The 12,139-nt window shown below is 71.1% G+C and carries 12 protein-coding genes; 3 read left to right on the forward strand and 9 right to left on the reverse strand.

Annotation, left to right across the window (positions count from 1 at the left end; genetic code table 11):
* Positions 1-248: 248 nt before the first annotated feature.
* Positions 249-2,384, forward strand: a complete 2,136-nt coding sequence (locus tag ACIRPU_RS27145) for a fructose-specific PTS transporter subunit EIIC (protein ID WP_403871808.1) — start codon at positions 249-251, stop codon at positions 2,382-2,384.
* Positions 2,385-2,594: 210 nt separating this feature from the next.
* Positions 2,595-2,858 (forward strand): hypothetical protein, encoded by a 264-nt coding sequence (locus ACIRPU_RS27150; RefSeq protein ID WP_403871810.1) that lies wholly within the window; start codon positions 2,595-2,597, stop codon positions 2,856-2,858.
* A 29-nt stretch (positions 2,859-2,887) separates the two neighbouring features.
* On the opposite strand, the gene ACIRPU_RS27155 is transcribed toward ACIRPU_RS27150, so the two are convergent.
* From ACIRPU_RS27155 to ACIRPU_RS27170, 4 genes are all read right to left on the reverse strand, one after another.
* The gene (locus tag ACIRPU_RS27155) at positions 2,888-3,634 is read right to left on the reverse strand and encodes a DUF6227 family protein (RefSeq protein ID WP_351763334.1); all 747 of its coding nucleotides are present in this window, start codon (positions 3,632-3,634) and stop codon (positions 2,888-2,890) included.
* A 177-nt stretch (positions 3,635-3,811) separates the two neighbouring features.
* A complete protein-coding gene (locus ACIRPU_RS27160) occupies positions 3,812-5,035 on the reverse strand; it encodes an Ig-like domain-containing protein (protein WP_384124173.1) in 1,224 nt (407 codons plus the stop codon).
* Between the two features lie 145 nt (positions 5,036-5,180).
* On the reverse strand, positions 5,181-6,209 hold the full coding sequence (locus ACIRPU_RS27165; protein ID WP_403871813.1) for a P1 family peptidase: 1,029 nt from the start codon (positions 6,207-6,209) through the stop codon (positions 5,181-5,183).
* A gap of 49 nt (positions 6,210-6,258) precedes the next feature.
* Positions 6,259-7,527: a low temperature requirement protein A gene (locus ACIRPU_RS27170; RefSeq protein WP_403871815.1), complete on the reverse strand. Its 1,269-nt coding sequence runs from the start codon at positions 7,525-7,527 to the stop codon at positions 6,259-6,261.
* A gap of 128 nt (positions 7,528-7,655) precedes the next feature.
* On the opposite strand from ACIRPU_RS27170, the gene ACIRPU_RS27175 reads away from it, so the two are divergent.
* Positions 7,656-7,838, forward strand: coding sequence for a hypothetical protein (locus ACIRPU_RS27175; protein ID WP_355707572.1), 183 nt, complete (start codon positions 7,656-7,658; stop codon positions 7,836-7,838).
* A gap of 76 nt (positions 7,839-7,914) precedes the next feature.
* On the opposite strand, the gene mscL is transcribed toward ACIRPU_RS27175, so the two are convergent.
* From mscL to ACIRPU_RS27200, 5 genes are all read right to left on the reverse strand, one after another.
* Positions 7,915-8,382 (reverse strand): large conductance mechanosensitive channel protein MscL, encoded by a 468-nt coding sequence (gene mscL / locus ACIRPU_RS27180; protein ID WP_403871818.1) that lies wholly within the window; start codon positions 8,380-8,382, stop codon positions 7,915-7,917.
* A gap of 108 nt (positions 8,383-8,490) precedes the next feature.
* A complete protein-coding gene (locus ACIRPU_RS27185) occupies positions 8,491-9,039 on the reverse strand; it encodes an RcpC/CpaB family pilus assembly protein (protein ID WP_403871820.1) in 549 nt (182 codons plus the stop codon).
* Between the two features lie 334 nt (positions 9,040-9,373).
* Complete coding sequence (locus tag ACIRPU_RS27190) at positions 9,374-10,216, reverse strand: S-methyl-5'-thioadenosine phosphorylase (RefSeq protein WP_385554039.1); 843 nt, start codon at positions 10,214-10,216, stop codon at positions 9,374-9,376.
* 75 nt (positions 10,217-10,291) lie between these two features.
* Positions 10,292-10,612 (reverse strand): FmdB family zinc ribbon protein, encoded by a 321-nt coding sequence (locus ACIRPU_RS27195; protein WP_403871822.1) that lies wholly within the window; start codon positions 10,610-10,612, stop codon positions 10,292-10,294.
* A gap of 67 nt (positions 10,613-10,679) precedes the next feature.
* Positions 10,680-11,972, reverse strand: coding sequence for an MFS transporter (locus tag ACIRPU_RS27200; RefSeq protein ID WP_403871824.1), 1,293 nt, complete (start codon positions 11,970-11,972; stop codon positions 10,680-10,682).
* Positions 11,973-12,139: the final 167 nt, after the last annotated feature.

Raw genomic sequence — 12,139 nt, forward strand, 5'->3', positions numbered from 1 at the left:
GTCGTCGAGCGGCGAAGTTCCTCGTCACTCGCCGCCCGACACGGTCGGCAGGGCCGCCCGAGCCGCCCCGCCGATCAGGGGAGGCACGGTCCGAACCCGCCTGACACCCCACAAAGGCGGGACTTCCCCGGCCCGCCCTGCGCCTCCCTCACCTCCCCTCACTGCACCGCCGTAACAACCCCCGTCCCCGTCCCCACCCTCGCCCACCACCCCACGTCCCGGGCGACACGCGTGCGAAGGAGCCCGCGATGAGCGACATGATCACCGCGGACCTGGTCGATCTCGACCTGTCCGTCGAAACAAAGGAAGCGGCGGCGCGATCCCTCGCCGAGCGCATGGCGGCCCTGGGCCGGGTGACCGACCTGGAGGGCTTCCTCGCCGACGTGGCCGCCCGTGAGGCCCAGATGCCCACCGGCCTCGACGGCGGCATCGGCATCCCGCACTGCCGCAGCGCCCACGTCACCGAACCGACACTCGCCTTCGGACGCAGCGCCGCCGGCATCGACTTCGGCGCGGCCGACGGCCCCGCCGACCTGATCTTCCTGATCGCCGCCCCCGCCGGCGCGGACGACGCCCACCTGACGATCCTGTCGTCGCTCGCCCGTCAGCTGATGAACGCCGAGTTCACCGACGCGCTGCGCTCGGCAGGCGACGCGGCGGCCGCGGCGGCCCTGATCCGCGGCGACGCGGCCCCCGCCACCGACGCCCCGGCCGCCGATGCTCCGGCCACCGATGCTCCGGCTGCCGATGCTCCGGCTGCCGACGCCCCCGTCGCCGAGGCCGAAGGCACTTCCGCAGACTCCGTGTCGGCGTCGGCGGCGGCCTCCGCCGACGCCGACACGGCCACCGGCGACGACAAGGACGCCACGGCCGCGCGCCCCTTCCGGATCGTCGCCGTCACCTCCTGCCCGACCGGCATCGCCCACACCTACATGGCGGCCGAGTCCCTGGAGAACGCGGGCCGTGAGGCGGGCGTCGAACTGGTCGTCGAGACGCAGGGCTCGGCCGGCTTCACCCGGCTCGACCCGGCCGCCATCGCCGCGGCAGACGGCGTGATCTTCGCCCACGACGTCCCCGTACGCGACAAGGACCGCTTCGCCGGCAAGCCCACCGTGGACGTCGGCGTGAAGGCGGGCATCAACCGGCCCGCCGCACTCATCACCGAGGTGCGCGGGAAGGCGGCGCGCGGTGAGGTCAGCGCGTCCGCGGCCGGCGGTGCAACGCCGGTCGAGCGGACCGGCGAATCCGGTGACAGCTACGGCACCAAGCTGCGCAAGTGGCTGATGACGGGCGTCAGCTACATGGTCCCGTTCGTCGCCGCGGGCGGCCTGCTGATCGCTCTCGGCTTCGCGATCGGCGGCTGGGAGATCAACAAGGCGCCCTCGGTCATGGAGCACTTCTCCTGGACCCAGGTCGACAGCTGGGGCGCCCTGCTGTTCCAGATCGGCGGAGTCGCCTTCGGCTTCCTCATCCCGGTCCTGGCCGGCTACATCGCGTACGGCATGGCGGACCGGCCCGGTCTCGTGCCCGGCTTCGTCGGTGGCATGATCGCCTCCAACATCGCGGCCGGCTTCCTCGGCGGCCTGGTCGCCGGTCTGCTGGCGGGTGGCATCGTCCTCGCGATCCAGCGGATCAAGATCCCGCCGGTGCTGCGCGGCATCATGCCGGTGGTGGTGATCCCGCTGATCTCCTCGCTGATCGTCGGCTTCCTGATGTTCGTCGTGGTCGGCAAGCCCATCGCCGAGGCCCAGAAGGGCATGACGGACTGGCTGGCCGGCCTCTCCGGCACCAACGCCGTCCTGCTGGGCGTGCTGCTCGGCCTGATGATGTGCTTCGACCTCGGCGGCCCCGTCAACAAGGTCGCGTACGCCTTCGCCACGGCCGGCATCGCCGTCCAGGACCCCAGCGACTCCGCGATGAAGGTCATGGCCGCCGTGATGGCCGCGGGCATGGTCCCGCCGCTGGGCATGGCGCTCGCGACCACCGTCCGCAAGAAGCTCTTCACCCCGACCGAGCGCGAGAACGGCAAGGCCGCCTGGGTCCTGGGCGCCTCCTTCATCTCCGAGGGCGCGATCCCGTTCGCCGCGGCCGACCCGCTGCGCGTCATCCCCGCCTCGATGGCGGGCGGCGCGGTCACCGGCGCCCTGTCGATGGCCTTCGGCGCCACGCTCCGCGCCCCGCACGGAGGCATCTTCGTGGTCCCGCTGATCGGCGACCCGTTCCTGTACCTGGTCGCCATCGCGGCCGGCGTGTGCGTGACGACGGCCCTGGTCATCGTCCTCAAGGGGTTGCGCAAGCCGGTCCCCGGCGCCGTCGAGCCCGGGACGACCGAGGAGTCCGCGGCCGCCACGGAGGCGCAGGCGAAGCAGCCGGTGGCCGCATAGCCGGCGACGGCCGCGGCCGGCTCCGGCCCTGGCTTCGGCCGCGGCTGCCCGTCACGGCTTGTGGCTACTGATGACCATCTGCGGCGATTAAAGGATCTCCGCACCGAACAGGGCTATCGCGCGGTGTGAGCGGTCTGCGTGATCTGTGTGGCATGCGAGATACATCACGGTCCGGGACATAGGTCCGGACCGTGGTGTCTACTGGGCGGTATGCCCGTGCATCTAACGTCCCCTCAGCTGGCGGCCCTGACGGTCCTCGCCGTGGCGTCCATCGCCTGGCTGGTCTTCGTGACCCGCATCCTGCGGCGCAGCCGCACGGGCAGCGAGGCCCACGCCGTGCTCCCCACCCCGCCGGTGCTGCCCGCCCTTCCGCGCCAACGGCAGTCCGGTCCCGGCCGGGAGGCCGTCGAACTGACCCCGGCGGAGAGGGACGCCTTCGCCGGCCTCGTACGACAGCTCGACGGCGGCCGCTGACCGACGGCTCGACGGGGCCGCGGAACGGCTCAGGAGACCTGCGCCGCCCGGCGTTCCATCGCGTCCCGGGCCGCGGCCTCGGACACGTACACCTCGCACATGTGCCGCCCGTCGGGCGTCGCCGTGTGCTCGACCTCCCACAGGGAGATCTCCCGCCCGTCCCGCAGCAGGAACGCGTGCTCGTAGAGCGAGTAGCCCAGTCCGATCCGGCCCGCGCGACAGGGCCGCCCGAAGGCCTGGGTGATCTGGTGCGCGAACGCCGACTTCAGCAGCGCGGCCGTGTCCGCGTCCGGCCGGTCGGGGTTCTCCGCACGGCGCAGCAGCCTGCGCGCGTGGTCCGCCGAATCGTCCGGCACGTACACATGCCGGGGCCCGGGGACCGGCGACAGCTGCACCAGCACCGGCAGTTCGAAGTCCGGAGTGTCCGACGGCAGAGGCAGCCGGGCCGTGGCGGCGCGCAGCTCCTCCTCGTCGACGTACACCTCGTGCTGCGGCTCGCTGCCCGGCGCGGTGTTGTGCACGAGCTCCCACAGCGTGAGCGCGCAGCCGTCGGCCAGCAACCAGGTGTGCCGGTACGTCTCCCGGTGCAGGCCCGCGCTGTGGTGCGCGGAGTGCAGGGAACTGTCGTGCGCGAGTGCGCAGTCGAGCCGCCGCAGGGCTTCGTCGGGCAGCTCGAACGAGTTCAGGGCGCGACCGAGCAGTCGCGCGAGGTGCTCCTCCGGAGACTCGGGCGACTCGGCTGGTTCGTACGCTGTCGTCTCGTACGGAACGCTCAAGGTTTCTCCCGGCGTTGCTGCATGTCACCTTGTGGGTGCATACCGTAGCCCCTCGGTCGGACATCATGTCCGGGAACCGAGAAAACCTACGCCGTGAAAACGTCGGGCCCGCGCGAAAAATTCCCGCCCGGCCCGACGGCCCATCAGAAATCGCCGGTCAGAGGGCGTCTCGGCCGATCACGCGGTGCTCCCCGCGGTCCACTCGGCCCAGGACATGTTCCACCCGTTGAGCCCGTTGTCCGGCGACACCGTCTTGTCGGGCGAGTTCTTGACGATCACCACATCGCCGATCAGCGAGTTGTCGTAGAACCACTTGGCGGGCGTGTCACCCTGCGCGCCCTGTGCGTCCGCGAGCCCCACGCAGCCGTGGCTGGTGCCGGTACGACCGAACGGCGGATTGCCCCTGCTGTACCAGTAGTTGCCGTGGATGAAGGTGCCGGACTGCGTCAGACGCATCGCGTGCGGCACGTCCGGGATGTCGTACTCGCCGCCCAGGCCCACCGTCTGGCTGTTCATACGCGTCTGCGTGAACTTCTCGGAGATCACCATCTGCCCGTTGTACGTGGTGTGCTCCGGGCTCCCCGACGAGATCGGAACCGACTTCAGGGTCTGTCCGTCCCGCACCACGGTCATGGTCTGCGTGTTCACGTCGACCGTGGACACCTGCGACCGCCCGACGGTGAAGGTGACCGTCTTCTTCTGCACCCCGAAGACGCCGTTGGCGCCCTCGACTCCGTCCAGGTCGATCTTCATCGTCACCTTGGAGCCGGCCTTCCAGTACTCCTCGGGACGGAAGTCGAGCCGCTGCGCCCCGAACCAGTGCCCGACCACCTGCTGGCCGCTGCTGGAGCTGACCGTGATGTGCGACTGCACGGACTTCGTGTCGCTGATGGCCTTGTCGAAGGTGAACGACACCGGCATTCCGACGCCGACCGTGGTGCCGTTGTCCGGCGTGTACGTCCCTATGAAGCTGTTGGCCGAAGAGACGGTGGTGAAGATGGAGTTGGCGGCGGCCGTCTTGCCGTTCGCGTCCTTCGCGGTCGCCGATATCTGGTACTTCGTCCCGCGCTCCAGCTGCTCCTTCGGCTTCCAGGTGCTGCCGTCGGCCGACAGAGAGCCCTCGACGGCCTGCCCCGACCCGGCCACCGTCATCTTCACCTCGGTGAGCCGGCCGTCGCTCACCTTCACTCCGGTCGCGTTGATCGACGCGCTCGTCGAGCCGTCCTTCGCCGAGATGACGATCTTCGCCGTGGACGTCTTGACGCTGCTGCCACCCTTGGCGTCCCCGTCCTTGTCCTTGGCGTTGGCGCTGCCCCCACAGGCGGTCAGGGTCAGGGCACCGACCACCAGGACGGCACAGGCTCCGACCGCGCGCCGCACTGCTATGTCCGCCGTAGTCACGGGCTGCTCCAGCTTCGTGTGATGTGAGTGATCCGCTCCAGTACGTGGAGAAGGAGGGATCCGGCGGCCGGTGAGGTTCCCTCCGGTCGCCGTTGGCACGATCGCGTGACGGAACCGGGACAATCGCCTTTCGAGGCCCGCGGAGTCACCGGCCCCCGTACAACTCCTCGTACGACGGCCACGACCCGCCCGGCCCGGTCACCGACTCGGCGGCGCGCACGGCCCGCACGATCGCGCGCGTCACCACGTCCGCGCCCGCCGCGAGGATGTCGTTCAGGGCGAGCGGATGGTCGGGGTCGAGGGGGCGCGCGCCCGTCGCCAGCGTGAAGACGGTGTCCCCGTCGTTGAGTAGATGCACCGGACGCACGGCCCGCGCGATCCCGTCGTGCGCCGTGCCCGCCAGCTTCTGCGCCTGTGCCTTCGTCAGGTCCGCGTCGGTGGCGACCACCGCGAGCGTGGTGTTGAGCAGGGGAGGCGCGTTCTTCGCCGTGATCGCGGCCAGACGCCGGCGCGCGGCCTCGTGGACGCGGGCCTCCGGATACTCCGCACGCCCCTGGAACAACTCCCCGTACAGCACACCCGTCTCCGGATCCGTCACCGAGCCCGCCGCGTTCGCCACCACCAGCGCGGCCACTGTGACCCCCGAGTCGAGAAGCACGCTCGCGCTGCCGACCCCACCCTTCATCAGCCCGACCGCGGCCCCTGTCCCCGCGCCCACGCACCCCTCCCGCACCGGAGCCCCCGCAGCGCTCGCCGCGGCCTCCTCCACGGCCGCCAGGCCGGTGGCGGCGTTCGGACGGGCCCGGAAGTCACCGCCCCGCGCCAGGTCGAAGACACAGGCGGCGGGCACCACCGGCACGACGTGCGTCGGGTCCGTGCCGACGAGAACCCCACGCCCCTGACCCTCGAGCCACGCCATCACGCCGGACGCCGCGTCCAGCCCGTAGGCGCTGCCGCCGGTCAGCACGATCGCCTCGACCCGCTGCACCACATTGCGTGGATCGAGGGCGTCGGTCTCCTTCGTGCCGGGACCGCCACCGCGCACGTCCACGGCGGCCACGGCACCCCCCTCCGGTGCGAGAACGACCGTGGTGCCGGTGAGCCATCCGTCGCCGGTCCGCGTGGCGTGTCCCACGCGTACACCGGCGACGTCCGTCAGAGCGTCAACTGTCATGGGTGCCAGTCTCGCCCGGCCGGCGTCTGTGTGGCGCTGTCACGCCCCGTCAGATCACCGCGCTCGAAGCTCGTCCGGGGCTCTCCCGTGACTCCCGCGCGACCATGCGCGCCGTCAGGGTGGTCCCGGTGGCCACCGCCAGCGCCGACACCACGCCGGCCGTGAGGACCGCCCACTCGCCGAGGAAGGTGCCGCAGATCACCAGCAGCGCGGCGACGGGCAGCACCAGTTGCTGGGCCGTACCCACCTTGAAGTGGCGTGCGTGCAGGACCCAGACCGTCAGCAGGTACAGCGCGGTCGGCAGGGTGACGGAGGCCGACGCGGCGAGCGTCGAGATTGCGGCCTCGCCGACCGCCTGCTCGACCGCCACCTCCAGACCCGCCCCGATCGCGGCGGCCGAGGCGAAGACGACGTAGTGCCCGTAGCCCCACAGAAACGCCTGCCTGCTGGAGCGCAGATGCCCATGGATGGGCACCACGAAATAGATCCACCAGGCGGCGAAGACGATCAGCAGCCCGCCCACCGCGATCGGCAGCAGCTCGCCCAGCGCGTCGTTCTCGTCGATGCCGGACTTCACGGCGACCGTCGCCGCCGCGATCGTCTCGCCCAGCACGATGATCGTGAACAGGCCGTAGCGCTCGGCGATGTGATGCGGATGCCAGGACGTCGGATGGTCCTTCTCCGCGTAGATCGGCACGCACATCTCGAGCGGCGCCATCACCAGGAACAGCCACGCCCTGCCGCCCTCGGGCAGGATCAGCAGCCCCAGCCACCCGACCTGGCAGATCAGCACGCCCGCCGCGTACCGCAGCGCCATCGTCCGCTCCGCGCCCTCGGCGGACCACGCGACGCGCAGCCACTGCCAGCTCAACGCGAACCTCATGATCGCGTAGCCCAACCAGACGGCCACGAACTCGTGGTCCTCGAACGCCCGCGAGATGCCCGCCGCCAGCACCAGGACCCCGGCGATCTGCACCAGTGTGACGATCCGGTACAGGACGTCGTCGTTGTCGTACGCCGACGCGAACCACGTGAAGTTCATCCACGCCCACCAGATGGCGAAGAAGACCATCGCGTAGTTGAGGATTCCCTCGCCCGCGTGGGACTCGGCCACGGCGTGCACCAGTTGGATGCCCGCCTGGGCGATGGCCACGACGAAGCACAGGTCGAAGAAGAGCTCGAGGGGCGAGGCGACCCGGTGCGTCTCGCCCCTCCCGCGCGCGGTCAGGCTGCGCAGTGGCTTCAAGCGGGTGGGCGCCGGGGAGTTGGGGGGCCCGGAGGGAGGAGGAGAAGCCGACGGGGGCGTACTGGACGTCATGGGTACCAGCACAGCAGACAATCGGCGGAAAATCTTGCGTGGAATCCGCGGAATCCACGGGCCCGCGGGGTGCGCGTTCGGCGGTCCGGCCCTGACCCGAGCGGGTGCCGGGGCCGTACTCTGGAGGGATGAGCACCCCCTCCGCCTCCGAGCCGCGCGACCCGAAGGCCGCGCTGATCTTCGACGACCCGCTGGACCGGCAGTCCTCGGACGACACCGACCGAGGTTGGGGCGAGCGGCCGTCACCCGAGGGCGACAGCGTCGCCGACCTGAAGCGCTTCCTCGACGAGAAGCCGCCCCACCACGTGTGAACCCGACGGGCCGGGGCGGTCCGGCAGGCCCGGGAGCCCTGACGGAGCACCGCCCGCAGGGCTCCGTCGAGCGCCGCTACCGCTCGCTGTGCCCCGAGCCCCGCTGGGCGACCAGCGCGTCGCGGATCTCCTTGAGCACTTCCAGCTCGGTCACCTCGATGATCTCCTGCGTGCCCTCCTTGGCCTTCCTGCGGGCCTCCGCCTTCGCCAGGTACTTCGACATGGGCAGGACCATCAGGAAGTACACGACCGCAGCGGTGATCACGAAGGTGAGGGTCGCGCCCAGGACGGACCCCCACAGGATCCGGACGCCCGTCGCGCTGTCCCCCGTGCCGGTGCAGGGGCCCTTGAGGCAGGAACTGTAGCTGTCCAGGTTCTTGGTACCGACCGCTCCGATGAGCGGGTTGATGATCCCCTTCACCACCGAGTTGACGATGTTCGTGAAGGCCGCGCCGATCACCACCGCGACTGCCAGATCGACGACGTTGCCACGCATCAGGAAGGCTTTGAAGCCCTGCAAGACGCTTGCCTTCTTTTCGCTCACCTCGGGGACACTCCTCGCATGTACAGGTTGTGGAACAAACAGCTCCGCAACCTACGTCAACGCTAGGCGGGCGTGTCCAATTCGGCCCTTCGGACGAGCGACTTGACGTCACCACAGGGTCACCGCCAGCCGAGCCGTCGCACTGGCCCCCGCCAGGCGCGCGGCGGTGGACCGGGGCACCGACAGGACGACCAGCGCCCCGTCGTCAGCCGTGCCGGCAGCGGTGTCCAGCGGCTCCGGCACCTTCGTCACCAGCGCCCCGCGCGCGACCACTCGGGCGTCGCCGCCCGTGCCGTCCATGCCGCCCAGCGTCGCCGGCTCGGCGGCGATGACATCGACCCGGTCACCAGGGCGCAGCAGCCGGACCGTGGCCGCGTCGGCGATCCGTACCGGCGCAGCCACCTTCTTCCCGGCGCGAGGGCCGTCCGCAGGGGCGCGTAGTGGTACATGCGCGCGGGGGTGCGAGCCCCCGCGCGCGTCCGGCCGCGCAGTTCCGCCGGGAGGTCCGTGCGCCGCACCGCCGTCCCGGGGGCCGGACGCCACGAGCGCGGCGGCGGTGATGGCGAGGCCCAGGGCGAGGGCCCGCCGCCGACTGCGTACGAGCCGTCCCAGCCGGTACCGCCCGCCGCGGACCCGCACAGGAGCGAAGCGCGGCACCTCGCAGGTGGCCGGAGTGTCCGTGCCGGGTGGTCGCGCCGCGAAGGGAAGAGGGGACGAGGCGGGCGAAGGGAGCGAAGGAAGGGGAGGGGGCGAAGGGAGAGGAGGGAGAGGAGGGGGAGAAGCGGGAGAAAGGGGAGAAGCGGGAGGAACGAGGGAGTCGGACACGGGATCACCACCTGCGAGGAGAGACGGGTTTGCGAAGCCACGATGAACCTTCGCGCCGCCGCTCGCCGGAGCCGGTGGACAACCGCCGGGTTGTGGACAACTCCCTCACCCGAAGGAGGACTTCCGCGCCAGAGGCTCCCTTTCCCGCCCCTTCCCCCTCCACCCGCTACGGCAGCTCGAACCCCGGATCCAGGCCGCCCAGCGCGTTCGCGCACAGACAGTCCCGCTCCCCGTCGGAGGGCAGTGCGGCGACCGCGTCGAAGAGCACGCCCCGCAGCCGGTCCACGTTCGCCGCGAACACCCGCAGCACCTCCTCGTGCGACACGCCCTCACCGCTCTCGGCGCCCGCGTCCAGATCGGTGACCAGGTTCAACGACGTGTAACAGAGCTCGAGTTCACGAGCGAGCGCGGCCTCCGGGTGGCCCGTCATGCCCACCACCGACCAGCCCTGCGCCTGGTGCCACAACGATTCGGCACGGGTCGAGAACCGCGGCCCCTCGATCACGACAAGCGTCCCGCCGTCCACCGGCTCCCACTCCTGACCGCGCGCCGCCTTCAGGGCCGCCGAGCGTCCAGCGGGGCAGTAGGGGTCGGCCAGGGACACGTGCACCACGTTGGGCACCGTGCCGTCGGGCAGGGGCAGCCCGTCGAAGTACGTTCCGATCCGTGACTTCGTGCGGTCGACCAGCTGATCGGGCACGAGCAGCGTGCCGGGCCCGTACTCCGGGCGCAGGCCGCCCACCGCGCACGGACCGAGGACCTGGCGCGCCCCGACCGAGCGCAGCGCCCACAGGTTGGCCCGGTAGTTGATCCGGTGGGGCGGCAGATGATGTCCGCGTCCGTGTCGGGGCAGGAAGGCGACCCGCCGGCCGGCGATCTCGCCGAGGAAGAGGGAGTCGCTGGGCGGTCCGTAGGGGGTGTCGACCTGGAGCTCGGTCACGTGGTCGAGGAACGAGTAGAAGCCGGAGCCGCCGATCACGCCGATCTCTGCGTTCGCCTTGTTCGCCATGCGTCGCACCCTAGCCGCCCCGGGAAACGCCGAAGACCCCGTCGTCATACGACGACAGGGTCCTGTGAGCGAGCCTTACGCGGCTGAGCTGCTGCCGGTCGAGGTGCCGGTGCTCGACGACTTCGACTTCGAGTCCGAGGTCGACGACGTCGACGGCTTCGAGTCGGATCCGGGCGTCGACGACTTTCCGGACGACGCCGGCGAGCTGCTCGACGAGGAGCCGCGGCTGTCGTTGCGGTAGAAGCCGGAGCCCTTGAAGACGATACCGACAGCGGAGAACACCTTCTTGAGGCGGCCACTGCAGTTGGGGCACTCGGTCAGGGCATCGTCGGTGAACTTCTGCACCGCCTCGAGGCCCTCGCCGCACTCGGTGCACTGGTACTGGTAGGTCGGCACTGTCTTCCTCCTGGCACTCTCACTCAGTGAGTGCTAACGACGGTCTATCTTGACGTATTCCGGAGGATCAGTCCACTGTCACCGGCACGCGGTGACCGACGCCACGTGCGACGGTCCGCGCGCGCGAGCGCGTCTCCAGCTGTGAACGCAGCGCCAGCAGGGTCACCAGGGCCAGCACGGTGCCTCCCATGGGGACCAGGAAACCGGCGCCGCCCCAGAAGCGGTCCTCCAGTTGTCCGGCGATCGTGACGGCGGCCGCCTGTCCGAGCGCGACCGCGCCCGTCAGCCAGGTGAACGCCTCGGTGCGGGCGCCGGCCGGGACCAGGTCCTCGACCAGTGTGTAGCCGGTGATCAGCGTGGGCGCGATGCACATACCGACCAGGAGGCCCAGGCCCGCCAGGACGAGCACCGAGTGCGCCGCCCACAGGCCGGAGGCGACGATTGCCAGCGCGGCGTAGGCGACGACCAGGCGCCGCTGCGGAGCGACCTTCCAGGCGATGGCGCCACAGACCAGGCCGGAGAGCATGTTGCCCGCGGCGAAGGTGCCGTACAGGACGCCGTTCAGGCCGGGCTCGCCGAGGGACTCGGTGAACGCGGCCAGCGAGACCTGCATACCGCCGAAGACGGCGCCGATGCCCAGGAAGGCCACGATCAGCACGCGCACACCGGGGACGCGCAGAGCTGAGGCGTGCTCCACGCGCGCGTGTCCGGCGACGGCGACCTGGGGCTGCGTGCTCTTGCGCGCGGCGAACAGCAGACCGCCGATCAGGGTCAGCGCGGCCTCGGTGACCAGGCCGGCGGCCGGGTTCACGGCGGTGCACAGGGCGGTTGCCAGCAGCGGGCCGAAGACGAAGGTGAGCTCGTCGGTGACGGACTCGAAGGCCGCGGCGGTGGGCATCAGGGGCGAGCCCTTCAACCGCGCACCCCAGCGGGCCCGCACCATGGGCCCGATCTGCGGTACCGAGGCGCCCGTGGGCACGGCCGCCGCGAACACCGTCCACAGGGGTGCGTGGGTCAGGGCGAGCACGGTGAGCGTGAGGCCCGACAGCGTGTGCAGGAGCACGCCGGGGATCAGCACCGCGCGCTGCCCGTAACGGTCGGCGAGCCGCCCGCTGTAGGGCGCGCACAGTGCCATGGAGACACCGGTGACGGCGGCGGCGGCACCGGCCGCGCCGTACGAGCCGGTGGTGTGCTGCACGAGCAGCACGATGGAGATGGTGAGCATCGCGAACGGCTGGCGGGCCGCGAAGCCGGGCAGCAGGAACGTCCAGGCGCCGCGGGTGCGCAGCAGTTGCCCGTATCCAGGGCGGGACGAGGCCGACGAATCCTTCGACGGCTCGGTGGTGACCGTGGATGCCACGGCCCGTGCCTTTCTGCCGCCTGGTAGCGCGACCCCGTCCGGTGGGCGGGGGCGCCGAGAGCTGTCCTCTTGCGCGTGCTGCGGTAGATGCCGGTGCTCGCCGCGCGAGGTGTCCCGGCCGCCATACGGTCGCGCCAGCTCTGCGTCAGGCAGAGTTGGTTCGATCA

Source organism: Streptomyces sp. NPDC102259 (assembly GCF_044766465.1).
Taxonomy (GTDB): domain Bacteria; phylum Actinomycetota; class Actinomycetes; order Streptomycetales; family Streptomycetaceae; genus Streptomyces.

What these genes read in the sequence shown, in the direction of transcription:
- ACIRPU_RS27175 (WP_355707572.1), top strand. Translation starts at nt 7,656, where the DNA reads ATGAGCACCCCCTCCGCCTCCGAGCCGCGCGACCCGAAGGCCGCGCTG.
- ACIRPU_RS27190 (WP_385554039.1), bottom strand. Translation starts at nt 10,216, where the DNA reads ATGGCGAACAAGGCGAACGCAGAGATCGGCGTGATCGGCGGCTCCGGC.
- ACIRPU_RS27145 (WP_403871808.1), top strand. Translation starts at nt 249, where the DNA reads ATGAGCGACATGATCACCGCGGACCTGGTCGATCTCGACCTGTCCGTC.
- ACIRPU_RS27165 (WP_403871813.1), bottom strand. Translation starts at nt 6,209, where the DNA reads ATGACAGTTGACGCTCTGACGGACGTCGCCGGTGTACGCGTGGGACAC.
- ACIRPU_RS27170 (WP_403871815.1), bottom strand. Translation starts at nt 7,527, where the DNA reads ATGACGTCCAGTACGCCCCCGTCGGCTTCTCCTCCTCCCTCCGGGCCC.
- ACIRPU_RS27150 (WP_403871810.1), top strand. Translation starts at nt 2,595, where the DNA reads ATGCCCGTGCATCTAACGTCCCCTCAGCTGGCGGCCCTGACGGTCCTC.